At 57.7% G+C, this 23,372-nt stretch carries 21 protein-coding genes; 13 read left to right on the top strand and 8 right to left on the bottom strand.

Annotated elements, in window-relative coordinates; all coding sequences use genetic code 11:
* Positions 1 to 20: 20 nt before the first annotated feature.
* A complete protein-coding gene (locus RMR24_RS02235) occupies positions 21 to 536 on the bottom strand; it encodes an Rrf2 family transcriptional regulator (protein ID WP_310613465.1) in 516 nt (171 codons plus the stop codon).
* 105 nt (positions 537 to 641) lie between these two features.
* Between RMR24_RS02235 and nhaR the strand changes: the two genes are divergently transcribed.
* Positions 642 to 1,538, top strand: a complete 897-nt coding sequence (gene nhaR / locus RMR24_RS02230) for a transcriptional activator NhaR (protein WP_310613464.1) — start codon at positions 642 to 644, stop codon at positions 1,536 to 1,538.
* 41 nt (positions 1,539 to 1,579) lie between these two features.
* On the opposite strand, the gene lolD is transcribed toward nhaR, so the two are convergent.
* Both lolD and RMR24_RS02220 read right to left on the bottom strand, forming a co-directional pair.
* Positions 1,580 to 2,263: a lipoprotein-releasing ABC transporter ATP-binding protein LolD gene (gene lolD / locus RMR24_RS02225; protein ID WP_310613463.1), complete on the bottom strand. Its 684-nt coding sequence runs from the start codon at positions 2,261 to 2,263 to the stop codon at positions 1,580 to 1,582.
* A gap of 8 nt (positions 2,264 to 2,271) precedes the next feature.
* Positions 2,272 to 3,543: a lipoprotein-releasing ABC transporter permease subunit gene (locus RMR24_RS02220; protein ID WP_310613462.1), complete on the bottom strand. Its 1,272-nt coding sequence runs from the start codon at positions 3,541 to 3,543 to the stop codon at positions 2,272 to 2,274.
* Positions 3,544 to 3,616: 73 nt separating this feature from the next.
* Here RMR24_RS02220 and RMR24_RS02215 point away from each other — a divergent pair, with 73 nt between their 5' ends.
* The 9 genes from RMR24_RS02215 (at position 3,617) to RMR24_RS02175 (ending at position 13,509) form a co-directional block, all read left to right on the top strand.
* Positions 3,617 to 4,648 carry a phosphoglycerate mutase gene (locus RMR24_RS02215; RefSeq protein ID WP_310613461.1) on the top strand — a complete coding sequence of 344 codons (1,032 nt, stop codon included), beginning with the start codon at positions 3,617 to 3,619 and terminating at the stop codon, positions 4,646 to 4,648.
* A 4-nt stretch (positions 4,649 to 4,652) separates the two neighbouring features.
* Positions 4,653 to 6,362: a single-stranded-DNA-specific exonuclease RecJ gene (gene recJ / locus RMR24_RS02210; RefSeq protein ID WP_310613460.1), complete on the top strand. Its 1,710-nt coding sequence runs from the start codon at positions 4,653 to 4,655 to the stop codon at positions 6,360 to 6,362.
* A gap of 17 nt (positions 6,363 to 6,379) precedes the next feature.
* Positions 6,380 to 7,138, top strand: coding sequence for a spermidine synthase (locus RMR24_RS02205; RefSeq protein ID WP_310613459.1), 759 nt, complete (start codon positions 6,380 to 6,382; stop codon positions 7,136 to 7,138).
* 120 nt (positions 7,139 to 7,258) lie between these two features.
* On the top strand, positions 7,259 to 7,744 hold the full coding sequence (locus RMR24_RS02200) for a tripartite tricarboxylate transporter TctB family protein (protein ID WP_310613458.1): 486 nt from the start codon (positions 7,259 to 7,261) through the stop codon (positions 7,742 to 7,744).
* A 17-nt stretch (positions 7,745 to 7,761) separates the two neighbouring features.
* A complete protein-coding gene (locus tag RMR24_RS02195) occupies positions 7,762 to 9,273 on the top strand; it encodes a tripartite tricarboxylate transporter permease (RefSeq protein ID WP_310613457.1) in 1,512 nt (503 codons plus the stop codon).
* A 115-nt stretch (positions 9,274 to 9,388) separates the two neighbouring features.
* Entirely contained in the window at positions 9,389 to 10,663 is a 1,275-nt protein-coding gene (locus tag RMR24_RS02190; protein WP_310613456.1) for a DUF3422 domain-containing protein, read from the top strand.
* A gap of 14 nt (positions 10,664 to 10,677) precedes the next feature.
* Positions 10,678 to 12,552 (top strand): gamma-glutamyltransferase family protein, encoded by a 1,875-nt coding sequence (locus RMR24_RS02185; RefSeq protein ID WP_310613455.1) that lies wholly within the window; start codon positions 10,678 to 10,680, stop codon positions 12,550 to 12,552.
* A gap of 20 nt (positions 12,553 to 12,572) precedes the next feature.
* Positions 12,573 to 13,073: an EndoU domain-containing protein gene (locus RMR24_RS02180; protein ID WP_310613454.1), complete on the top strand. Its 501-nt coding sequence runs from the start codon at positions 12,573 to 12,575 to the stop codon at positions 13,071 to 13,073.
* Positions 13,074 to 13,086: 13 nt separating this feature from the next.
* Positions 13,087 to 13,509 carry a hypothetical protein gene (locus RMR24_RS02175; protein WP_310613453.1) on the top strand — a complete coding sequence of 141 codons (423 nt, stop codon included), beginning with the start codon at positions 13,087 to 13,089 and terminating at the stop codon, positions 13,507 to 13,509.
* 34 nt (positions 13,510 to 13,543) lie between these two features.
* Here RMR24_RS02175 and RMR24_RS02170 read toward each other — a convergent pair whose 3' ends face one another.
* Positions 13,544 to 15,313 (bottom strand): cation:proton antiporter, encoded by a 1,770-nt coding sequence (locus RMR24_RS02170; protein ID WP_310613452.1) that lies wholly within the window; start codon positions 15,311 to 15,313, stop codon positions 13,544 to 13,546.
* Between the two features lie 92 nt (positions 15,314 to 15,405).
* Between RMR24_RS02170 and RMR24_RS02165 the strand changes: the two genes are divergently transcribed.
* Positions 15,406 to 16,314: a DMT family transporter gene (locus tag RMR24_RS02165; protein ID WP_310613451.1), complete on the top strand. Its 909-nt coding sequence runs from the start codon at positions 15,406 to 15,408 to the stop codon at positions 16,312 to 16,314.
* Positions 16,314 to 17,108: an SDR family oxidoreductase gene (locus RMR24_RS02160; protein ID WP_310613450.1), complete on the top strand. Its 795-nt coding sequence runs from the start codon at positions 16,314 to 16,316 to the stop codon at positions 17,106 to 17,108. The genes RMR24_RS02165 and RMR24_RS02160 overlap by 1 nt, the downstream gene beginning before the upstream one ends.
* 1 nt (position 17,109) lies before the next feature.
* Here RMR24_RS02160 and RMR24_RS02155 read toward each other — a convergent pair whose 3' ends face one another.
* Positions 17,110 to 18,030, bottom strand: coding sequence for a DMT family transporter (locus RMR24_RS02155; RefSeq protein WP_310613449.1), 921 nt, complete (start codon positions 18,028 to 18,030; stop codon positions 17,110 to 17,112).
* Positions 18,031 to 18,139: 109 nt separating this feature from the next.
* On the opposite strand from RMR24_RS02155, the gene RMR24_RS02150 reads away from it, so the two are divergent.
* Positions 18,140 to 19,123, top strand: a complete 984-nt coding sequence (locus RMR24_RS02150) for a quinone oxidoreductase (protein ID WP_310613448.1) — start codon at positions 18,140 to 18,142, stop codon at positions 19,121 to 19,123.
* Between the two features lie 16 nt (positions 19,124 to 19,139).
* Here RMR24_RS02150 and RMR24_RS02145 read toward each other — a convergent pair whose 3' ends face one another.
* From RMR24_RS02145 to ileS, 3 genes are read right to left on the bottom strand one after another with little or no spacing between them, the layout of a single operon-like run.
* Positions 19,140 to 19,889: a 2OG-Fe dioxygenase family protein gene (locus RMR24_RS02145; protein WP_310613447.1), complete on the bottom strand. Its 750-nt coding sequence runs from the start codon at positions 19,887 to 19,889 to the stop codon at positions 19,140 to 19,142.
* Positions 19,890 to 19,891: 2 nt separating this feature from the next.
* Positions 19,892 to 20,392, bottom strand: coding sequence for a signal peptidase II (gene lspA, locus RMR24_RS02140; RefSeq protein WP_310613446.1), 501 nt, complete (start codon positions 20,390 to 20,392; stop codon positions 19,892 to 19,894).
* Positions 20,393 to 20,427: 35 nt separating this feature from the next.
* A complete protein-coding gene (gene ileS / locus RMR24_RS02135) occupies positions 20,428 to 23,340 on the bottom strand; it encodes an isoleucine--tRNA ligase (RefSeq protein ID WP_310613445.1) in 2,913 nt (970 codons plus the stop codon).
* Positions 23,341 to 23,372: the final 32 nt, after the last annotated feature.

Genomic DNA, 23,372 nt, shown 5'->3' with positions numbered 1-23,372 from the left:
AAATGTCAGTCTGACTGAGCTTAAGCGTTGCCCAGCGCAAAGACTGAGTTAGGCACTTTGGGCAGAGTTGATGCAGCTGGCTTTTGCGCAAACACACCGCGCTTGGGTGAGTTGTTGCTGGGTGCGCTGCCGCCTTTCGAGAGCTGGGCTGCAATGAGGCTGTGCAAGCTGATGGCTTGCATGTGGTCGTCCATTTTTTGGTTCAGGCTAGACCACAACTCTTCGGCAGATACATAGCCGTTTTGTTCGGCGTCGGCGGGCAGCTGTTCTGCTTCATCAGGGCTGTTCACTGCATAAATGATGTCGGCCACGCTGATGTGATTCGCGTCGCGGTTGAGGGTGTAGCCGCCACCCGGGCCGCGCGTGCTTTCCACCAAGCCATGCTGGCGCATCTTGCTGAAGATTTGTTCGAGGTAGGAGATTGAGATGTGTTGGCGCTGGCTAATGGCAGCCAATGACACAGGGCCTTGGTGCTGGCGCAGGCCCATGTCAATCATGGCAGTCACGGCAAAACGGCTTTTGGTACTTAAACGCATGGAGTCCTCCTATCGGTAGTGAGAGGACTTTACGCAGAAATTTACTTCGTGTAAATTCGTATTTATTGTTTTATTTATTCGAAAAAATCGAAGTTTAATAGCGTCATGAATTTCAAACATTTGTACTATTTTTGGGTCACAGCTCGCGCGGGCGGCATCATGCGCGCAGGTGAGCAGTTACACACCACGCCGCAAACCTTGTCTGGGCAGATCAAATTGCTGGAAGAAAGTTTGGGTCGCCAGCTGTTTCGTAAAAGTGGTCGCCAGCTCGAGCTGACCGAAGACGGGCGCAAGGCACTCAGCTACGCCGACGATATTTTTGCCTTGGGTTCAGAGCTAGAAACCGCCATGTCCAACACCCAATCAGGGGTGCGTACGCTGGAGTTTCGGGTTGGCGTGGCCGATTCGGTGGCAAAGTCGGTGGCGTATCGATTGCTCGAGCCCGCTTTGTCAATTGCAGAGCCCGTGCGCTTGATCGGTAGCGAAGGCAAATTTCCAGACCTGCTGGCGCAGCTGGCGTTGCATCGGCTCGATTTGGTGATTGCCGACGAACCGCTGTCTAAGCGCATCAGCGTGAAGGCGTTTAACCACGCGTTGGGCACCACGCCCATGAGCTTTTTTTGCACGCCTGCATTGCGCGCCACTTTGAAAGGCAAATTTCCGCAGTGTCTGCACGACGCGCCCATGTTGATTCAAGGCTCGTCTTCTTCAGTGCGCCAGCAGCTCGATGGTTGGTTGGTGCGTCACAAAATTCAGCCGCGCGTGGTGGGTGAGTTTGACGATGGCGCATTGATGACCGCGTTTGGACGCGAAGGGCGGGGCCTGTTCATGTCGCCCAGCATCTTGGAAAACGAAACTGTGGCGCAATTTGGCGTGGAGGTGTTGGGCCGCAGCGAAGAGCTGGTGGAAGAGTTTTTTGCGGTGTCGGTGGAGCGCCGAATTTCCCACCCTTGCGTGGCGGCCATCACACAAAACGCGCGTGGGCGTTTGTTCAGCGGCTAAATATTTAGTCCGTGACTGAGCGCTTTACGTATCGCTGCGGTTCAGCTGGCTTGCAGCACGCCAGCACTCAGGTGCAACTGACGGTCGCAACGCGCAGCCAAAGCGGTATCGTGCGTCACCAGCACAAATGCGGTGTTGTGCTCTCGGGCCAGTTTCAGCATGAGGGCAAACACGTTGTCTGCGGTGTTGCGGTCTAAGTTGCCCGTGGGTTCGTCGGCCAACACACATGCAGGGCGCGTCACCAAAGCGCGGGCAATCGCCACGCGTTGACGCTCGCCACCTGACAGCTCTGCCGGGCGATGGTGCATGCGGGGGCCCAGGCCTACGGCTTCCAGCATGGCCTGCGCTTGTGCGCTGGCAGCGGCTCGGTCCATGCGGCGAATCCACAAGGGCATGGCCACGTTGTCGAGTGCGCTGAACTCGGGCAGCAGGTGGTGGAACTGATACACAAAACCCAAGTGTTGGTTGCGCAGCTCGCCCAAGGCCCTGGCACTTAAACCCGCCAAGGGTTGACCCATCAACGACACGGTGCCTGCGGTGGGCGCGTCCAAGCCGCCCAACACATGCAACAAGGTGCTTTTGCCCGAGCCCGATGAGCCAACGATGGCCAAGGTTTCGCCAGCGTTGACTGACAGGTCTACGTTTTGCAGCACGGTCACATCCAGCGGGCCTTCATGGAAACGACGGCTGATGTGGTTGGCTATGAGAACAGGTGCGTGGTTCATGTTTTGCCTCATTCGTAGCGCAAGGCAAGAGCCGGGTTGACGCGACTGGCGCGCCAACTGGGGTAAATGGTGGCCAAGAACGCCAACACCAAAGAGATAAGGGTGATAGGCCAAATATCGGCTGCTTGTGGGTCGCTGGGCATGCGGCTGATGAGGTAAATGTCACGCGGCAAGAAGCTCGCGCCCAACAGGTGTTCAATGGCGGGCACGATCACATCAATGTTGAATGCCACGCTCAGGCCCAGCAGCAATCCGCCCAGAGTGCCCATCACACCTACCGTGGCGCCCTGCACCACAAAAATGGCCATGATGCTTTGGGGGCTCGCGCCCAGCGTACGCAAAATGGCAATGTCGGCACGCTTGTCGGTCACGGTCATCACCAAGGTGGTGACGAGGTTGAATGCGGCCACAGCCACGATCAGTGTGAGGATGATGAACATCATGCGTTTTTCCACTTGCACTGCCGCAAACCAAGTGCGGTTCTGGCGAGTCCAGTCGCGCACGATGACATCGGGGCCAAGCTGCATGGCCAAGTCATAAGCCACGCTGCGAGCTTGCTGGCTGTCTTTGATTTTCAGGCGCACACCCGTGGGCGCTTCGAGGCGGAAGATGCGCTGCGTATCTTCGATATGCAGCAGTGCCAAAGAGGCGTCGTATTCGTAATGGCCCGAATCAAAAACGCCCGACACATGCAGTTGTTTGAGGCGCGGCATCACACCTGCGGGCGTCACTTGGCCGCCGGGGGCAATCAGTGTGATTTGGTCGCCTACGCGCACGCCCATTGACGTGGCCAACTCGCCACCCAACACCACCTTGAAGCTGCCAGGCTGCAAGGTGGCGCGCACCTCGGGCGGAATTTGTAGGGTGAAGTCGCTCACCTGTGTTTCGGGCTCGGCGTCAATGCCGCGCACCATCGCGCCGCGCATGTCTTCGCCACGCGCCATCAGGGCTTGTTGTGACACGAAGGGTGCGGCGGCCATGACCTCGGTGTTTTGTTTGGCTTGGGCCATGAGCGCCTTCACATCGGCAAAGCCTTCGCCACCCGGGGCGAGCAGTTCGACGTGCGACACCACGGCCAACATGCGGTCGCGCACTTCCTTTTGAAAGCCATTCATCACGCTCAACACAATGATGAGCGCTGCCACCCCCAGTGCAATGCCCAGCATGGACACGCCCGAAATGAACGAAATAAAACCGTTGCGGCCTGCCACGCGACCCGCGCGTGTGTAACGCCAGCCAATCAGCAATTCGTAGGGGAGTTTGGAGGAGGTGGGTTGCATGTGGGCTTGATTATCCCGTAGAGGAAAGGATGCCTTTTCGCAGCGTCTGGCTGCATCACGGACAATCAAGGCTATGACTTCTGTGCTGACCTCTGCGCCACTCAACGCTGCGCGCGAAACAACTCTGATTCCCTTTTCGTTGTGGACTGCCCACGGCCCAGAGGCATCGGTGTTGGCCAAGGCCGAGCTGCCCCATTTGCGTGCTTGGCTGGCGCAAGCTCAGCGTGTGGATGTGCAAGTGGACAAGGCGCAAGAGCCCTTGCTGGCCACCTTATCGCCGCCGCATGAACGCGCCTGGGCGCAAACCATCGGCTGGCCTGCGACCGATGGTGGCTTGCCTTGGGCAGCGCGTGCGGCGGCTGAGCACGGCCTTGCAGCGACGGATGCATCGTCACTCGGCTGGGCCTTCATGACCCTGTGCAACTGGCATGTGAGCAACGGCCAAGTCACGCTGGGTGACCCCGCGTATTTGCAAATCGACGACGCCACAGACGCCACGTTGTTCAAAGCCATGCAAAGTTTCTTTGCCGAAGATGGCATTGCCTTGCACCCTTACAAGCCTGGTCAGTGGCTGGCGCAGTCGCCGTTGTTGGCTGACTTGCCCACCGCTTCGCTAGACCGTGTGATTGGCCGCAACATCGACCCGTGGTTGGTGGGCAGCCATGTGGCTGCCGACGCGCTCAGCCCCGCCGCCAAAGTGTTGCGCCGTTTGCAAAACGAAATGCAAATGTTGCTCTACACCCATCCCGTCAATGAGGGTCGGAGCTTGACCATCAACTCGTTTTGGATACACGGCACGGGCGCTTTTCCTAGTGATACAACTGGTCGCAAGCAAGAGCCTGCCGTCATCCAAACCTTGCGCGCAAGTGCTTTGCAACAAGACCTCATCGGTTGGCTTGAAGGCTGGCAACACGTCGATGCCCACGTCGTCGCACCCATGTTGTCGCGCGTGGCCGCAGGCGAAACCCAACGTTTGGTGTTGTGCGGCGAGTATGAATTCCATGTGTACGACAGCGCTTCGCCATCCTTGTGGCAACGCGTGCGCACACACTTCGCCCCGACTTCTTTAGACACCGTGCTGGCCGTTGCGCCTTTGAAAGACTAAGCCCATGCAATTCATCCCACGCGACATGCCACCGCGCAGCATTTGGGCGCTCGAGCAAGCGGGTGTGCATCCCTTGTTGGCGCGTTTGTATGCCGCACGCGGCATACAAGATGCGGCCACGCTCGATGCATCGCTGGCGCACTTGTTGCCGCCCACGGGCTTGAAAGGTATTGAAGCTGCGGCCGTGTTGTTGGCCGACGCCATGGCTGCCAATAAAAAACTCTGCATCGTGGCCGACTACGACTGTGACGGTGCCACTGCATGCGCCGTCGCCTTGCGCGGTTTGCGCTTGCTGGGTGCGAAGCAGGTGAGCTACATCGTGCCCGACCGCGTGGTGGACGGCTATGGCCTCACGCCAACGATTGCCGAGCGCGTCAAAGCCAGTGGTGCGGATGTCCTGATCACCGTGGACAACGGCATTGCCAGCGTGGAGGGTGTGGCCACGGCGCGCAGGCTGGGCTTGCAAGTGCTGGTGACCGACCACCATTTACCCGCGGCTGTGTTGCCTGAGGCGGATGCGATCGTCAACCCCAACCAACCCGGTTGCACGTTTGAAAGCAAAGCGCTCGCCGGTGTGGGTGTGATGTTTTATGTGTTGCTGGTCTTGCGTGCGGAGTTGCGAAAACGCGGTGTGTTCACAGCGGAGCAACAGCCAAAACTAGATACCTTGTTGCCACTTGTTGCGCTGGGCACAGTCGCAGATGTGGTGAAGCTCGATGCCAACAACCGCCGCTTGGTGGCCCATGGTTTGGCGCGTGTGCGCAAGGGGCAAATGCCTGCGGGCATGACCGCGCTGTTTGCAGCAGCGGGTCGCACCAGCGAGAAATGCACCTCGCAAGATTTTGGATTTGCACTTGGCCCCCGCATCAATGCTGCAGGGCGTTTGTCAGACATGACGCTGGGCATTGAATGCCTCACCACCGACGACGTGGGACGCGCCACCGAGTTGGCCACACAGCTAGACCGCATCAACCGCGAGCGCCGCGAGATTGAAGGCGACATGCGCGAGCAAGCCCTAGAGCTGGCGCAAGAGATGTTTGACCCCGAAGAAGAACCGCCGTCAGCTTTGTGTGTGTTCGACCCCGACTTTCACGAGGGTGTGGTGGGCATCGTGGCGGCCAAGCTCAAAGACTTACACCATCGACCCACGTTTGTGTTTGCGCCTAGCCAAGCGGCGGGTAAAGGACATGAGCTGAAGGGCTCGGGACGCTCTATCCCCGGCTTTCATTTGCGTGATGCGTTGGACTTGGTGGCCAAGCGTCACCCCGAAGTGCTGCTGCGCTTTGGCGGTCACGCCATGGCGGCGGGTTGCACCTTGGAAGAAGACAACCTTGCCACCTTTGAAGAAGCCCTGCAGCAAGTCGCGCAAGAGTGGCTGGATGAAGCCACCTTGCAACGCCGCTTAGAAACCGATGGCCCTTTGCTGCCCGAATACCGCCGCCCCGAGTTGGCCGACACCTTGGCCCGTGAAGTGTGGGGGCAAGGCTTTGCACCGCCCACGTTCAGCGAAGAGGTGGAGGTGTTGGGCCAACGACTGGTGGGTGAAAAACATTTGGCGCTCAAACTGCGCCACCACGGTCAGCCGGTGGACGGCATTTGGTTTGGTCGCGTCGACCCCTTGCCCCCGCTGGCGCATTTGGCGTTTCGCTTAGAGGCGGATGAATGGCAGGGCAACAAACGCGTGCGCTTTGTGGTCGAAGGCATGGCTGAATAAAAAACGAAAACTACGCAATGGCAACCAAGAAAAAACTAGAACTCCCAGAAGTCAACTTCTCTGACTACGGCGACACCCGCTACCTGCACCTCGGCACGCCGTGGGTGCAAGGCTCGATGAACATCGACAAGCCTTTTGACATCGACCTTGAATACGTGCAGCGGATGATGGCGTGGCTCTTGTTTGTGGACCTCGACAAAGTTGGCAAGTTGCACGCCATGCAGCTGGGGTTGGGCGCGGCGTCGCTCACCAAGTTTTCGTTCAAGCACCTGCGCATGAAAACGACTGCCATCGAGCTCAACCCGCAAGTGGTGGCCGCCTGCCGCCTGTGGTTCAAGTTGCCCGCCGACAGCGCTAAGTTGCAAGTGGTGTTGGGCGACGCTGCCGAGGTGGCCAAGCACGACCACTGGCGTGGCCAGATTGACGCGCTGCAAGTTGATTTGTATGACCATGAAGCCGCATCCCCTGTGCTCGACAGCGCTGAGTTTTATGCCGACTGCCGCAGCTTGCTGACGGACGAAGGATGCATGACAGTGAACTTGTTTGGGCGCAGTTCAAGCTACGAGCAAAGTTTGGCCAAGATGGCCAAGGCGTTTGGCACGGATGCATTGTGGGCGTTCAAGCCCACACGTGAGGGCAACACGGTGGTGCTGGCGCAGCGCACACCCAGTGCACCGAAGCGTGCTGAACTCATGGCGCGTGCCGAGGCCATTCAAGCGCGTTGGCCTTTGCCTGCGACCAAGTGGTTAAGGGTGTTCAAGCCCTTGAAAGCCTGATGGATTAAGGGTTTACCCCTGAATTTTGTCCTGTTAAAAATAGGTGTAACCCACATCAGAGGCAACACAGTGGGGCCCCCATAATTCAGCGCATATTTGCTTTTGAATAGAGGAGATGAAATGATCAAAAGTCAAAAAGACTTTTTCTCCGGCCTGATGTTCACATTGGTCGGTGCAGGTTTCGCTTGGGGCGCAACCAATTACAACGTGGGTACGGGCGCACGCATGGGCCCCGGTTACTTCCCACTACTGCTAGGAATTTTCTTGGCCGTGTTGGGTGCGTTCATCACGTTTTACTCACTGGTTGAGCACACCGAAGACGGCGAGCCTGTTGGCGCCTTTGCTTGGAAGCCCATCGTCTTTGTATTGGGTGCCAACATTGTGTTTGGCATCTTGCTCGCTGGCTTGCCTGCATTTGGCATTCCTGCCATGGGCTTGATCGCTGCGATCTTCGCCTTGGTCATCATTGCCAGCAAAGCAGGCGATACGTTTGTTTTGAAAGACGTGCTCATCTTGGCCACTGTCTTGTCGGCCGGAAGCTACTTGGCTTTCATCATGCTGCTGAAATTGCAGATGCCTGTGTGGCCCACCTTCATCACTGGTTGAGCCGGGAGAAATAAAAAATGGATTTGATTGCAAACCTCTCATTGGGTTTTGGTGTGGCGTTCACGCCTATCAACCTCATGTATGCCTTGATCGGTTGTATCTTGGGCACGCTGATTGGCGTGTTGCCAGGCATCGGCCCCGTGGCGACCATCGCCATGTTGTTGCCCGCCACTTACGCGCTGCCCCCTGTGTCGGCGCTGATCATGTTGGCTGGTATTTACTACGGCGCCCAATACGGTGGTTCAACCACCGCGATTTTGGTCAACTTGCCTGGTGAATCTTCCTCGGTGGTGACCACCATTGACGGCTACCAAATGGCTCGTAAAGGCCGCGCTGGCCCAGCCTTGGCTGCAGCCGGTTTGGGTTCGTTCTTCGCCGGTTCTGTGGGTACGTTGATCTTGGCGGCCTTCGCGCCTCCTTTGACAGAACTCGCCTTCAAGTTTGGCCCTGCCGAATACTTCTCGCTCATGATTTTGGGCTTGGTCGGCGCGGTGGTGTTGGCTTCGGGCTCTTTGCTTAAAGCGATTGCCATGATCGTGTTGGGTCTCTTGATGGGCTTGATCGGTACCGACGTCAACTCTGGCGTGGCACGTTTCAGCTTTGACATACCCGAACTCACCGACGGTGTTGGCTTCGTGGTGGTGGCGATGGGCGTGTTCGGTTACGGCGAGATCATTTCGAACTTGTCCCAACCCGAAGACGAGCGCGAAGTGTTCACGGCCAAGGTGGAAGGTTTGTTCCCCACCAAGGAAGACTTCAAGAACATGATGCCTGCGGTGCTTCGCGGTACAGCGCTGGGTTCGTTGCTGGGCGTGTTGCCTGGTGGCGGTGCGTTGTTGGCTGCGTTTGCGGCTTACACCATCGAGAAAAAAACCAGCTTACGTCCAGGCGAAGTGCCTTTCGGTCAAGGCAACATCCGTGGTGTGGCAGCTCCTGAAGCGGCCAACAACGCTGGTGCACAAACCTCCTTCATTCCATTGCTCACCTTGGGTATTCCACCCAACGCCGTGATGGCTTTGATGGTGGGTGCGATGACCATTCACAACATCCAGCCCGGCCCACAGGTGATGACCAGCAACCCTGAGTTGTTCTGGGGTCTGATTGCCTCGATGTGGATTGGTAACTTGATGCTCGTGATTCTGAACCTGCCTTTGATCGGCATGTGGATCAAGTTGTTGTCTGTGCCTTACCGCTTCTTGTTCCCCGCCATCGTGCTGTTCTGCGCGATCGGCGTGTACTCGACCAACAACAACACCTTCGACATCTGGATGGTGGCTGGCTTTGGTTTGGTGGGTTACACCTTCATGAAGTTGGGTGTGGAGCCTGCGCCTTTGCTGCTGGGCTTCATCTTGGGCCCGATGATGGAAGAAAACCTGCGTCGTGCGCTGTTGCTGTCGCGCGGTGACTGGACCGTATTTGGTACACGTCCTCTGTCTGCTGGCTTGTTGGCTGCCGCTGCCTTGCTCTTGGTCATCGTGCTGTTGCCGTCCATCAAGTCCAAACGCGAAGAAGCCTTCGTGGAAGAGTAATTCAGTTCAAACTGTTTCAACCTTCAAACGGCACCTTCGGGTGCCGTTTTTCATGGGTGCATGATTTGGTATCGCTTATATTGATGCCTGAATAAGTTTTGTCTGAAAGGCCGCAATGATCGACCACCCCCAACGACTGGCCCTGCACAACGAAGTGCACGCACGCCCGCCCGAGCCCATGCAAGCGCCACAGGTGATTTCGCGCGTGGTCATGTGGGTGGACCGTGCCAGTGCGCAAGCGAGCCGCGATCATTTGGCTCAGCTCTTGCGTGACCACCATTTGCCTGCTCCCGACGCCCATACCAACCATGTGCGCATGGATTTAGGCGCGTATCGCCTGCGGTGGGAATTGCACACCGAGTTTGTGTCTTGGACTTTCATGCGGCCTGTGAGCTCGGATGTGTTCGCGCAGTCCGATCCCATGACGGCGGTGCAAGCCGTGCCTCAAAAATGGCTGACGCAGCTGCCGGGCGAATGCTTGGCGCGTTTGCATGTGTGGCTGCTGCCTTCGTCGACGGTGGACATCCATGAAGACATACCCAAGGTTCTGCACGACGACACCTTGGTGGCCTCGACTGTGGCCGAGGGTCATGGCGAGGTCTACACCGACTTTCAACTACATCCTGATGGCTATTCGCGCATCGTGTTGCTCACGGGCTCGCTCACGCCGCGTCGACATGGGCGTTTGGTGCAGCAGCTGCTAGAGATCGAAACCTACCGCATGGCCGCTTTGTTGGGTGTGCCTGCCGCCCGAGAAGCTTCGCACGCACTGGCCGATGCTGAACGCGAATTGGCTGCATTGGCGAACGCCATTCGCAATGCCAGCAGTGCTGATGAGGCAGGATTGCTTGATCGCCTTACCCGCTTGGCGGGAGAGGTGGAAGGGCAATACGCTAGCAGCCACTCACGCTTCTCTGCCACGCGTGCTTATTTTGAGTTGGTCGATCGTCGAATTCACGACATTGCCGAGTCGCGCTTGCCCGGAATGCAAACCATCGCCGAGTTCATGGAGCGCCGCTTGTCGCCCGCACGCAGCACTTGCGATTGGGCAGCGCGTCGCCAAAATGCTTTGTCTGAACGCGTCTCACGCATGAGCAATTTGCTGCGTACGCGCGTGGACTTTGAGCAGCAAGAAAGCAGCCAACAGTTGCTCACCACCATGAACCAACGCCAAGACGTGCAGCTCAAGCTGCAGTCCACGGTGGAAGGTTTGTCGGTGGCGGCCATCACCTATTACTTCACGGGCTTAGTCAACTACTTAGCCAAAGGCGCCGAGAGAGTGGGCTGGCCGTTTTCACCCGATCTGACAGCCGCTTGTGCTTTGCCATTTGTGGGCTTGATCGTTTGGTTGTCGATGCGGCGACTACACAACAAAGTATTCAAGAAGTGACAGGTGAGCCTGGCATGAGCTTGTTCAAGCCGCAGTGCAGGCTAAGTCGTTTTGCTTGCTTAAGCGCTTCGCGTCGCAGCTTCGCTGTCGCTGTCTTGCTTTTGCTCGGTGCGTGCGCCACACCGATCACCACAAGTCATGCACCGCTGCAACCCGAGATTGCCACAGGTTTCACACGCAAAGCCGATGTGCTTACCCGCAAGTTTGCCGTGGCTGCGGCCAACCCATTGGCCACGCAAGCAGGCTTTGATGTGCTGAAGGCAGGTGGTGCGGCAGTGGATGCTGCCATTGCCGTGCAAATGGTGTTGGGCTTGGTCGAGCCGCAGTCAAGCGGTATTGGTGGTGGTGCGTTTTTGTTGCACAGCAGCGCCACTCATGGCAGGTCAGGCAGTCCACAAGTGCAAGCCTTCGACGGTCGCGAAACAGCGCCTGCCGCAGCTACCGAAGACCTTTTGCTCAATGCCGATGGCAAACCTTTCGCGTTTCATGCAGCGGTGGTCGGCGGCCGTGCTGTGTGTACGCCCGGCGTCTTGCGCATGTTGGCGCAAGCGCATGCACAACACGGCAAGCTGCCGTGGGCCAAGTTGTTTGAGCCAGCCATTGCACTGGCCAAGCAAGGCTTTGCCATCAGTCCGCGCTTGCATGCGCAGCTCAAGGCCGATGCGTATTTACGCTTAGACCCAACGGCACGCGCTTACTTTTACCAAGCCAATGGCGAACCACACGCAGTCGGCCATCTGCTGCGCAACCCAGAACTGGCCACTGTGCTGCAACGCATCGCCACTGAGGGCGTGCAAGCGTTTTACAGCGGTGAGGTAGCCGAGGCCGTGGTGCGCAAAGTGCAGCAGCATCCCAGCAATCCTGGCCGTTTGACGTTGAGCGACTTAGCCAATTACCAAGCCAAAGAACGCACGCCACTGTGCTTTGACCATGCAGCCGCAAGTCGTGTGTACCGCGTGTGCGGTTTTCCGCCACCTAGCTCGGGCGCGATTGCGATGGGCCAAATATTAGGCATGCTTCAGCACACGCCTGCTTCGTTGATGTCGTCACCCACCGATGCGGTGGATGGCAACCCAGACCCGCGTTGGTTGCATCTGTACACCGAGGCTTCCCGCCTCGCGTTTGCCGATCGCGCCCAATATGTGGCCGACCCCGACTTTGCGCCCGCACCCAGCGGTGAGTGGCAAAGCTTGTTGTCACCCGTTTATTTGCGCGAGCGCGCCAAACTCATTCGTCCCACCGCCATGCTGCAAGCCTTGCCCGGCGTGCCTGTGCATGCGCAGCGCAGCAGCTTTGCGCCGATGGCCGATCAGCCCGAATACGGCACATCCCACATCAGCATCGTCGACGGGCAGGGCAACGCGCTGGCCATGACCACGACGATTGAAGACGCGTTTGGCTCGCGTCAAATGGTCAAAGGCTTTTTGCTCAACAACGAACTGACTGATTTCAGCTTTGCCCCTCGCGACGCGCAAGGGCGTATGGTGGCCAACCGCGTGCAACCCAACAAGCGCCCGCGTTCGTCGATGTCGCCCACTTTGGTGTTTGACAAAGCCACGGGCCAGTTGATCATGAGTGTGGGCAGCCCCGGTGGCGCGATGATCATTCACTTCACTGCCAAAACTTTGGTGGGTGTGTTGAACTGGGGCCTAAGCCCGCAGCAAGCCATTGCGCTGCCCAACTTTGGCAGTGTGGGCGGACCCTTGGTGTTGGAAAGCGGGCGGTTCGCACCTGCTAACCTTGCCGCCTTGCGTGAGCGCGGTCATGAGGTTCGCGAACAAGCATTGACCAGCGGCTTGCAAGCCGTGGTGCATCAAAACAAATCTGGCCAATCTGAATGGATCAGCGGCGCTGACCCTCGCCGCGAAGGCGTGGTGTTGGGCGAGTGATGAACAAGAGAGAGTGACGTATGTTTTTGAACAAAAATTTAATCGGTGCGTGGCGAGCCACGGTGTTGCTGGCGTTGACCGTGTGCTTGTTGGCCATGTCTGGCTTGGCCAGTGCGCGTTCACCCATCGACATGGAACACATTTTGGGCGCTGATTTCAATCGCCGCACTGGGCTGCCCACAGGCGGGCACACCTTGCTCAGTGGCGATGTGCGCGTGATTCCCGGCAGTGAATCAGCACCCGATGCCACGGGTGTGTACCGTGCCCATGTGCAAATGGCAGACCCCACGCGCCCTGGTCAGTGGGTAACCAAAACAGACCGCAACGGCAAGCCCATGCAAAACACCATGTTTCCTAAAGCGTGGACGGCTGAGCGTGTGGTGTCTGAACTCGATGCGGCTTGGAGCAGTCCGAACAAAACCATCCGTGGTGACAAGTGGAGTGCCCTCACGCCCAGCGGTGTGCGTGTCGAGGGCTACACCGCACCGCGCGTCACGGCGTATCCCGTCTATGCCAAATGATGAGCCAATGACCATGCAACACATTCATTTTTTCCACCACCAAGAATTACCAGTGCCAGGCTCAACAGCCAAGCCCGTGACCTATCCCGTGTGTGAATGGCGTGCGCCTAAGGGGCACGTCAGTGATGATGCCCAGCATCCGCTCAACCGCTTTGTGTGCAGTTGGCTCACCAGTGACATGGCGGACGTGGTGCGTTGCGACGAAGCGTTGAGCGCCTTGGCGCAATTACAAAACCACAGCCTGACCGAGTGGTTTGCCGATGGCGACATGTTTTGCGTGGATTTCAAAACCAATGGCGTGCAGTTCAACCAAAGCAATGTGGGGCCAGAAGACACGGACTGGTGGAATTTGCCCGAAGGCCGGTTTGCCCTGGCTGAGGTGAACGCTGTGCTGCAGGCCTGGCGTGATTTCTTGGCAAAAGCTGCCAAGCATTGAAAAAATTCAGAGATGAATCGCTTGAGCCGCTGAGTTAACGGGGCTCAACTTCGCCCAAACCTTCTTTGTGCTTCAAGGCATTGCGCATCAGCGCGTAGCGCGTCATACGTTGGCCTTGCACCAAGCGAATCACGCGTTTCAGGGGAATGCCAATGTGCGCCAAGGTTTGGCTGGCCAGCATGAGGCTGCCTTCAATCACTTCAGGCACCACTTCGGCAGCGCCTGCAGCGCGCAGTTCTTCGAGGTGTTCGTCGTCGTGGGTGCGCACAATCACGGGCACGTGAGGTGCGTGTTCTTTTACCCACGCCAGTACTTTCAGCGCCGAGGGCAAGTCGGGGTAGGTCACGGCCACGGCTGATGCACGTACCAAGCCTGCGGACATCAGGCTAGAAAATTGGGTGGCGTCGCCCAGTTCGACCAGGTGACCGTGGTCACGGCCCATTTGCACGCGTTCAGGGTCAGAGTCCAGTGCAACAAAGGGTATGTTCTCTAAGGTGAGTAAGTCAGCCAAGTTATGACCGCTGCGCCCATACCCGCAAACGATGACGTGGTTTTCAATCTTCAGCGAACGTTGTGCCATGCCCGTGAGCGCCAACGATTGCAGCAACCAGTCGTTGCTGATGAGGCGGTTGACGATGCGGTCGGCGTTCATCACCAAGAACGGCGTGGCAATCATCGATAAAACCATGGACGCCAAGATGGGGCTCATCCACGCGGCGGGAATGAGTGCGTTTTGCAGGCCCAAGGTCAACAACACAAAACCAAATTCACCGGCTTGCGCCAGGTACAGCGCGGTGCGCAGGCTCACACCCGCAGGGGCACCCGTGAGGCGGGCCAGCACAAACACCAAACCCGCTTTGAGAAACAATGGCACCAGCGACAGCAGCAGCACCCACGCCCAGCTGTCGATCAACACTTCCCAGTCGAGCTTCATGCCGATGGTGATGAAGAACAAACCCAGCAACACATCATGGAAGGGGCGAATGTCTGCCTCCACCTTGTGTTTGAAATCGGTCTCGGCAATCAGCATGCCGGCCAAAAACGCACCCATGGCCAGAGACAAGCCCGCCAGCTCGGTGAGCCATGCTAGGCCGAGCGTCATGAACAGCAGGTTGAGCATGAACAGTTCATCGCTCTTGCGGCGCGACACCACGCGCAGCCAAGCCCGCATGACGCGTTGTCCACCCCAAAGCAGCAAGCCCACCAGCGCGGTGGCTTTGAGCATGGCGATGGACAGCACGCGCCAAATGTTGTGCTCACCCATGTCAGCCAGCGCGGGGATAAGCACCAGCAGCGGCACCACGGCCAAATCTTGAAATAGCAAGACGCCCATCACGCGTTGGCCGTGGGGCGACTCCATCTCCACGCGGTCCGCCATGAGCTTGACCACAATCGCTGTGCTTGACATGGCCAGCGCACTGCCCAGCGCGATAGACGCTTGCCAGCTCAAGCGCCAGATGTAGCCCAACTCTTTGAGCGCAAAGCCCACCGCAAGGTTGAACAAAAATGCGCCGATCAGCGTCAACACCACTTGGCCTAGCCCTAAACCAAACACCAGTTTGCGCATGCGCATGAGCTTGGGCAGGTTGAACTCCAGCCCGATGACGAACATCAAAAACACCACACCAAATTCGGCCAAGTGTTCAACCGCCACCGATTCTTTGGCCAGCGCCAAAGCGTTGGGGCCAATCACCACACCCGCAAACAAATAGCCCAGCATGGCGGGCAAATGCAGCAGGCGACATGCCACCACGCTGACCACAGCAGCGCACAAGTACAGCAGGGTGAGTTCAAGGGATGACATACCCCTCTAATGGTACTGAGCGTTGGTGACACTTGGTCTTGTTGCCTCACATAAACTCGGGTTTTCTCCAATGAAAACCACTGTTTTTTTTCATGCCCCATTCACAACGTCCTGCTCTGTCAGGGCTTCTGCTTGCCACAGCTGGTGCGATTGCCTTCAGCGGTAAAGCCATCATCGTCAAGTTGTCTTATTTGTACGGGGTAGATGCGGTCACAGTCATCATGTATCGCATGCTGTTTGCGTTGCCGTTTTTCATTGCCATGGGTTTGTGGGCCGAGCGTCAAGCCATTGCGCGTGAGAAGCCGCTGACGCGACGTGATGTGATGGACATCGTGGGCTTGGGTTTTGTAGGCTACTACTTGTCGAGTTACCTTGATTTTTTGGGCTTGCAGTACATCACAGCAAGCCTAGAGCGACTCATCCTTTATCTCAACCCCACCTTGGTGGTGTTGCTAGGGTGGGCGGTTTACAAGAAACCAATTCACCCTATCCGTATGTTGGCCATGGCCATCAGTTATAGCGGCGTGTTGTTGGTGTTCTCGCACGAGCTGTCGTTGGCAGGGGGCCATGTTGCCTTGGGCAGCAGCTTGGTATTGGGCAGCGCCGTGAGCTATGCCGTGTATTTGCTTTACAGCGGCCAGCTGGTGCAGCGCATCGGCTCGTTGCGTTTGGTGGGCTGGGCCACCAGTGTGGCATGTGTGTGCTGCATCGCACAGTTTGTGGTGCTGCGTCCGCTGTCGACGGCGGTGGTGCCAGTCGAGGTGTTGTGGCTCGGCGTGCTCAATGCCGTGGCGTGCACCGTTGCCCCTGTGCTCATGGTGATGATGGCGATAGAGCGCATTGGTGCCGCACTGACTGCGCAGACTGGCATGATTGGCCCCATGTCCACCATCGCGCTGGGTGTGTTGTTGTTGGACGAGCCACTCAATATATGGATTGGCGCGGGCACGCTGCTGGTGGTGAGCGGTGTATTTATTGTTTCTAAGTACGGAGTGAAGTGATGGATTTAGGACTCAAAGGCAAATGGGCATTGGTGGGTGGTGCAAGCAAAGGTTTGGGCTTTGGTTGCGCGCAAGCTCTGGCGCGTGAAGGCGTGCATGTGGTCATCGTCGCGCGTGGTGCTGAGACACTAGAGGCTGCGGCCACAGAGTTGCGCAAACTGGACACCACCATCCTCGCCGTGGCGGCAGACATCACCACAGTGGCCGGCCGTGAAGCGATTTGGTCAGTGGCTGGCGGACCCGGCAAAAATTTTGACATCGTGGTGACCAACGCAGGTGGCCCGCCGCCTGGTGACTTTCGCAACTGGGAGCGTGACGATTGGATCAAGGCGGTGGACGCCAACATGCTCACCCCGATTGAACTCATCAAAGCCACGGTGGACGGAATGGCGGCGCGTGGGTTTGGCCGCATCGTCAACATCACCTCAAGCGCGGTGAAGGCGCCCATCGACATCTTGGGTTTGTCCAACGGTGCGCGTTCAGGTCTGACTGGTTTTGTGGCGGGTGCTGCTCGTACGCAAAAACTAGCGTCCAACAATGTGACCATCAACAACCTGTTGCCAGGAAAATTCGATACGGACCGTTTGGCTGCCACGCACAAAGTTGCCGCTGAGAAAATGGGCCAAAGCCTGGCTGACATTCGTGCTGTGCAAGAAGCGCAAATTCCAGCGGGCCGCTTTGGCAACTCGCAAGAATTTGGTGCCATCTGTGCGTTCTTGTGCTCTGTGCAAGCTAGCTACATCACAGGGCAAAACATCTTGCCCGATGGTGGTCTGTACCCAGGCACTTACTAAGTTACTTGCGCGACGACACCACAATGCCGCTGATGATGAGCGCAAATGCCGCTGCGTGATACACCTGCGGCATTTCGCCCAACACCAAGGCTGACAAGGTGGCGGTGAACACAGGAATCAGGTTCACAAAAAAGCCTGCAATGTTGGGCCCCACGCGCTGCACGCCCAAACCCCAAAAGCGGTAAGCCAACACGGCTGGTCCGACAGCCACATATATCAGCGCGGCGATCAAAGGCCAGCTCCAACTGATGTGTGCATCGGCAATGCCCGTGAGGCCCGACCACTCCGCGCCGCTGAACGCTGCAGACCAAAACAAACCAAACACCATTTGCGACATCAAAAAGTTGGCCCAATTGCTCCGCGCCTCTAACGGCTCTTGGGTGCGCGATAACAGCCAGCTGTACCAAGACCATGCAGCCGTAGCCATCAGCACAAACACATCACCCAGCACCAAATGCACATTCGCCAGTGCATGCCAGTCACCACGGCACAGCACCACCAGCACGCCGAGGATGGACAGCAGTGCACCTGCCATCTGGCGTTTGCGCACGGTTTGCTTGAAGAACAGCGCACCCACCAGCAACATGAATACGGGCATGCTGGAGCCCACCAACGTCACGTTGATAGGTGTGGAGGTTTGCAGCGCCAAATACAGCAAGCTGTTGTAGCAGCCCACGCCCAGCAAGCCCAACAAGGCGTAGCGTTTCCAGTGTGCCCACAAGGGGCTGGTGCGGCGCAACATACTGTGCGCCAGCGGCAGCACCAGCACAAAGGCCAAGGCCCAGCGAAAGAGGTTCAGCGTGATGGGCGGAATCTGGTCCGAAATCATGCGGCCAATCACGGCGTTGCCTGCCCACAGCAGTGGAGGAATCAATAAAAGCGCCGCATTGCGCGGCGTGAGAGCGTGAGGAACAACAGGCATAAGGGCAGCACTTTACCCGAGGTGCCTGATAACCTGTGCGACACGCAAGGCACCTAATTCGTGGCAGGATTCGGCGTCTGAAAAATTACCTATCTCTGGAGCATCACCCATGACCCAAGCAGTCATCATCGAACAACACGGCGGCCCCGAAGAGCTCAAGCTCGTTGACGTGACCGTGGGCCAACCCGGCCCAGGCGAGATTCGCATTCGCCACAAAGCCATTGGCCTCAACTTCATCGATGTGTACCAACGCAGCGGCGTGTACGCACTGCCCATGCCCTTGCACTTGGGCATGGAAGCTTCCGGCATCATCGACGCCGTAGGCGAAGGCGTGACCCACCTCAAAGTGGGCGACCGTGCAGCGTATGCCAGCCAACCACCCGGCAGCTATTGCGAAGAGCGCGTAATGCCCGCCAAGTGCGTGTGCAAATTGCCAGACGCCATTTCGTTTGAAACCGGCGCAGCCATGATGCTCAAAGGTTTGACGGCGCAGTATTTGCTCAAGCGCACCTTGCCACAAGGGGGCTTGCACGCGGGTGACTTCATCTTGTTCCATGCTGCCGCTGGCGGTGTGGGCTTGATTGCTTGTCAATGGGCCAAGGCCTTGGGCTATCAACTCATCGGCACTGCAGGCAGCGATGCCAAATGCGAATTGGCCAAAGCCAATGGTGCAGCACACGTGATCAACTACAACACCGAAGACTTCCTTGTGCGCGTGAAAGAAATCACAGGCGGCAAAGGCGTGAAAGTGGTGTACGACTCAGTGGGTAAAGACACGTGGGACAAGTCACTGGATTGCATTGCACCGTTTGGTTTGATGGCCAGCTTTGGCAATGCCTCTGGTGCACCTGCCCCCATTGCCCCTGGCATCTTGGGCCCCAAGGGTTCGATCTACCTCACACGTCAAACTTTGTTCAGCCACATCGTCACGCGCGAAAGCACGCAAGCGATGGCTGACGATTTGTTTGAAGCCGTGACCAGCGGCAAGGTGAAGATTCACATCGACCAAACTTATCCCTTGGCCGACATTGCCCAAGCGCACCGCGACTTGGAAGCCCGCAAGACCACGGGTTGCACCCTCATCACTTTGTGATGACAGCGCAGGGGTTTCAGGCGCTGGGTTCGGCGTCCTGAAACTTGTCTGCCCGGCAGGTGAGCACCAGCGTATCGCGATGACCGCCGAGAGCCAAGGGCTGAATGGGCGTACTTTCGTGAATCATGCGGGTGTCGTCTAACAACATCAACGACCAAGGCTCGCTCAGTGTGAAGCGTTCGCCTTGGGGGCCGTTGGCTTCAAACACGCGCGTCTCGCCGCCTTTGATGTCGGTGCGGTTGACCATGAAGACCGCCACAAAATCCACGCCATCGCGATGCGCGCCTTCGGGTGTGGGGCGGCCAATGCCGTCGGTGGTGTCAATGCGGAACTGATGGGCTTCGATGCACCACTTGGTGTTGGGTGTGCCGCGCACTTGGCTTGCGGTGTTTGCCAGTGCGGTGAGCAATTGTGCCCACGCAGGTGCAGCCACTGTGTTGGCGTGCATAGGTTCGAACCAACGCTCCATGCCGCCGTGCAGCGCGTTGTAGTCGACGGACTGCCAATGCGCGCGATGGGGGACTTGGGCGAGTGTGCTGTGTTCAAACACAAAGCTGCTGTGCAAACGGCGACGGTAGCGGCCACCGTCTTTGAGGTAGTTGTCGGGCGGCATGTCGTTCCAGCTGGGCGACAGAGCCTTCAGCGCGTCAACCGTGCAACCTGCCCATTGCGCCACGCTGGCGGCGTTGAGCATGCCGTAGCCTTTTTGTGTAATCGCGGTGTTCAGTTCGGCAACGTCAACAGTTTTTGGGGGAAGTATTTGCATGTTTAGTTTCCGCGGCGCACGCGCAGCACTTCATCCAAGATGAGGCAGGCTGCACCCACGGTGATGCCACTGTCGGCAATGTTGAACGCGGGAAAATGGATGCCAGCGTAATAAAAATCAAGGAAGTCCACCACGTAGCCATACAGCACGCGGTCAATCACATTGCCCACTGCGCCACCTAGGATGCAGGCGATGGCAAAACCAAACAGCTTTTGGCCTGGGTGTTTCTTCAACATCCACACCATCGCCAAAGTGGCCACCACACCAAGGCCCGTGAACAACCAACGCTGCCAGCCACCCGCCGTGGCGAGGAACGAAAACGCAGCGCCTTCGTTGTGCACGCGCACGATGTTGAAAAAGCTGCTGACAGCAAAACCTTCACTCAGCTGATACGTGCTGACGATCAGCACTTTGGTGAATTGGTCAGCAATCAATACCACCGCAGCAATGCCAAGCCAAACCCAGTAAGACGTGGTGTTGCGAATGAAGGTGTGGCGTGCCATGTGTGCTTTCGTTGGGCGCTGAGACTTAGCGATGTTTAAGCGAAGTGACGCACTTCACCGCTGCCATGCAAGTTGCTGTCGCAACGGCCGCACAGGGTGGGGTGATCGAGGTTGCTGCCCACGTCATCGCTGTAGTGCCAGCAGCGGTCGCACTTTTTGGCTTCGCTGGCTTTGACTTCGACGGTCAAGCCTTCGCCTTTGACGAGTGCCACCTTAGAGGTGATGAACACAAACTTCAAGTCGTCGCCCAGAGAGGCGAGGGCTTCATAAGCCGCACCATCGCAGTGGATGATCAACTCGGCTTGCAGCGATGCACCCACCAAACCTTCGGTACGTTTGTTTTCGATTTCTTTGTTGGCAATTTCGCGCACGTGCTGTACAGCGCGCCACTTGTCCATCATCGCGGCGTTGCTTGCACTGAGGTCAGTGAAGGTCTCCAAGAAGATCGACTCAGATTTACCAAACGTGGTCCAAGCTTCTTCAGCGGTGAAGCTGAGGAACGGCGCCATCCAACGCAGCATGGCATGTGTGATTTGGTGCAACGCGGTTTGTGCGCTGCGGCGTGCGAGCGACTTAGGTGCTGTGGTGTAAAGGCGGTCTTTGAGCACGTCCAAATAAAACGCGCCTAAGTCTTCTGAGCAATACAGCTGCAACTTCGACACCACGGGGTGGAACTCATACGCATCAAAGTGCGCGCGAATGTCGGCTTGCACTTGCGCAGCGCGAGACAGCGCGTACTTGTCGATTTCCAACAAGTCATCAAACGCCACGGCGTCTGTCGCTGGGTCAAAGTCGCTCACGTTGGCGAGCAAGAAGCGCAGCGTATTGCGAATGCGGCGGTACGCATCGACCACGCGGGCCAAGATTTTGTCGTCAATGTTGAGGTCGCCCGAATAGTCGGTCGATGCCACCCACAAGCGCACGATTTCTGCGCCCATCTTGTCGCTCACTTCTTGTGGTGCGACGGTGTTGCCCAAGCTCTTGCTCATCTTGCGGCCTTGGCCGTCGGTGGCAAAGCCGTGGGTCAGCAGGCCTTTGTAGGGTGCGCGGTCGTACAAGGCGCAGCCGAGCAACAACGAGCTGTGGAACCAGCCGCGGTGTTGGTCGTGGCCTTCGAGGTACAGGTCAGCCTCTGGTGTGGAGTTGTCTGGCGAAACATGGAAAGGCGCACGGTGGTTCACGCCAAAGTTGTAGGCATCTTTGTGGCTGCCGCGCAGCACGTGTTGGAAGGTGGAGCCTGAGTCAAACCACACCTCCAAGATGTCGGTGCTCTTGGTGTAGCTGGCTGCGTCGTCGCCGGACTGGTTGAGGATGTCTTCCACCGTCACACGGCTCCAGGCTTCGATGCCACCTTTTTCGACGATGTCCGCCGCTTGGTCCATGATGGCCATGGTGCGTGGGTGCAACTCGCCGCTGTCTTTGTGTAAGAAGAACGGCACGGGCACACCCCAGCTGCGTTGGCGCGAGATGCACCAGTCGGGGCGGTTGGCAATCATGTCGCGCAAACGTGCGCGGCCGTTTTCTGGGTAGAAGTGCGTTTGGTCAATCGCGTGCAACGCGAGTTCGCGCAGCGACTTGCTCGACTTGTCGGTGATGAACTTGCCCGTGGTTTTTTCGGTGGTGCTGTCAAACGCATCCATGCGGATGAACCACTGCGCAGCCGCGCGGTAGATGACGGGCGTTTTGTGACGCCAGCAATGGGGGTAGCTGTGCGTGATGGTTTGTGTGGCCATCAAGCGGCCTGCGTTTTGCAGGGCTTCCAGAATGACGGGCACAGCTTTCCAGATGTGCTGGCCACCGAACAACGGAAAATCTGCCGCGTAGGCGCCGTTGCCTTGCACAGGATTCAAGATGTCGGTGTACTTCATGCCGTTGGCCATGCATGAGTTGAAGTCATCCACGCCGTAGGCTGGCGCGCTGTGCACGATGCCTGTGCCGTCGCCTTCGCCCACATAGTCGGCCAAGAACACGGGGGCGGTGCGTTGGTAGCCGGCGTCTACATGTGACAGCGGATGGTTGAATTCAATCAGGCCCAGTTTGTCGCCCGTGGTGGTCGCAATGACCTGACCTTCGAGCTTCCAACGCGCCAGACATTTCTCCACCAACGAGGCCGCGCACATCAACAAACCCCGCTCGGTGTCGACCAAGGCGTACGTGATGTCTGCCTTCATGTTGAGCGCTTGGTTGGCAGGGATGGTCCATGCGGTGGTGGTCCAGATGACCGCAAAGGCTTCTTTGTCGAGCTTGGGTAAACCAAACGCAGCAGCCAGCTTCTCGGGTTGTGCGCATAAGAAAGCCACGTCGAGCGTGTCGCTTTTTTTGTCGGCGTATTCAATTTCAAACTCAGCGAGTGACGAGCCGCAGTCAAAGCACCAGTACACGGGCTTCAAGCCACGGTACACAAAGCCCCGCTCCATCACGCGTTTGAAGGCGCGCAGTTGGCCCGCTTCGTTGGCGGGGTCCATGGTGCGGTAGGGACGTTCCCAGTCACCCAAGACGCCGAGGCGTTTGAAGTCTTCGCGCTGTTGCTCGATTTGCTCAGTGGCGAAGGCGCGGCTCTTAGCCTGCATGTCGTCACGGCTGAGTTTGCGGCCATGCAGTTTTTCGATGGCGTTCTCGATCGGCAAACCGTGGCAGTCCCAGCCGGGGATGTATTGCGCGTCAAAGCCAGCCAATTGCTTGGACTTGACGATCATGTCTTTGAGCACTTTGTTCAGCGCGTGGCCAATGTGCAGTTTGCCGTTGGCGTAGGGTGGGCCGTCGTGCAACACAAACAGCGGTGCACCATGACGGGCGACGCGCAGTTTTTTGTACAAGCCTTCTTCGTTCCACTGTTTGGCCCATGCGGGTTCGCGTTTGGGCAAGTCACCACGCATGGGGAACGAGGTGTCCATCATGTTGAGCGTGGAACGGTAGTCCGTGGAAGTTGGGGTGGCTTTGTCTGTCATGGCTATCTCAGGTCGGAGGCATTAAGAGGAGG

It is taken from the genome of Limnohabitans sp. (assembly GCF_031539105.1).
In the GTDB taxonomy this organism is placed as follows: Bacteria; Pseudomonadota; Gammaproteobacteria; order Burkholderiales; family Burkholderiaceae_C; genus Limnohabitans.
Note: the sequence above shows the minus strand (reverse complement) of the source record. Positions and strands in the feature narration are given on the sequence as shown.

Bases quoted from the DNA above. Each gene is read 5' to 3' on its own strand.
- RMR24_RS02195 (WP_310613457.1), top strand. From the start codon at position 7,762: ATGGATTTGATTGCAAACCTCTCATTGGGTTTTGGTGTGGCGTTCACG.
- ileS (WP_310613445.1), bottom strand. From the start codon at position 23,340: ATGACAGACAAAGCCACCCCAACTTCCACGGACTACCGTTCCACGCTC.
- lolD (WP_310613463.1), bottom strand. From the start codon at position 2,263: ATGAACCACGCACCTGTTCTCATAGCCAACCACATCAGCCGTCGTTTC.
- RMR24_RS02175 (WP_310613453.1), top strand. From the start codon at position 13,087: ATGCAACACATTCATTTTTTCCACCACCAAGAATTACCAGTGCCAGGC.
- RMR24_RS02170 (WP_310613452.1), bottom strand. From the start codon at position 15,313: ATGTCATCCCTTGAACTCACCCTGCTGTACTTGTGCGCTGCTGTGGTC.
- RMR24_RS02205 (WP_310613459.1), top strand. From the start codon at position 6,380: ATGGCAACCAAGAAAAAACTAGAACTCCCAGAAGTCAACTTCTCTGAC.
- RMR24_RS02220 (WP_310613462.1), bottom strand. From the start codon at position 3,543: ATGCAACCCACCTCCTCCAAACTCCCCTACGAATTGCTGATTGGCTGG.
- RMR24_RS02185 (WP_310613455.1), top strand. From the start codon at position 10,678: ATGAGCTTGTTCAAGCCGCAGTGCAGGCTAAGTCGTTTTGCTTGCTTA.
- lspA (WP_310613446.1), bottom strand. From the start codon at position 20,392: ATGGCACGCCACACCTTCATTCGCAACACCACGTCTTACTGGGTTTGG.
- RMR24_RS02155 (WP_310613449.1), bottom strand. From the start codon at position 18,030: ATGCCTGTTGTTCCTCACGCTCTCACGCCGCGCAATGCGGCGCTTTTA.
- RMR24_RS02180 (WP_310613454.1), top strand. From the start codon at position 12,573: ATGTTTTTGAACAAAAATTTAATCGGTGCGTGGCGAGCCACGGTGTTG.
- RMR24_RS02190 (WP_310613456.1), top strand. From the start codon at position 9,389: ATGATCGACCACCCCCAACGACTGGCCCTGCACAACGAAGTGCACGCA.
- RMR24_RS02215 (WP_310613461.1), top strand. From the start codon at position 3,617: ATGACTTCTGTGCTGACCTCTGCGCCACTCAACGCTGCGCGCGAAACA.
- RMR24_RS02235 (WP_310613465.1), bottom strand. From the start codon at position 536: ATGCGTTTAAGTACCAAAAGCCGTTTTGCCGTGACTGCCATGATTGAC.
- recJ (WP_310613460.1), top strand. From the start codon at position 4,653: ATGCAATTCATCCCACGCGACATGCCACCGCGCAGCATTTGGGCGCTC.
- nhaR (WP_310613464.1), top strand. From the start codon at position 642: ATGAATTTCAAACATTTGTACTATTTTTGGGTCACAGCTCGCGCGGGC.
- RMR24_RS02150 (WP_310613448.1), top strand. From the start codon at position 18,140: ATGACCCAAGCAGTCATCATCGAACAACACGGCGGCCCCGAAGAGCTC.
- RMR24_RS02165 (WP_310613451.1), top strand. From the start codon at position 15,406: ATGCCCCATTCACAACGTCCTGCTCTGTCAGGGCTTCTGCTTGCCACA.
- RMR24_RS02160 (WP_310613450.1), top strand. From the start codon at position 16,314: ATGGATTTAGGACTCAAAGGCAAATGGGCATTGGTGGGTGGTGCAAGC.
- RMR24_RS02145 (WP_310613447.1), bottom strand. From the start codon at position 19,889: ATGCAAATACTTCCCCCAAAAACTGTTGACGTTGCCGAACTGAACACC.
- RMR24_RS02200 (WP_310613458.1), top strand. From the start codon at position 7,259: ATGATCAAAAGTCAAAAAGACTTTTTCTCCGGCCTGATGTTCACATTG.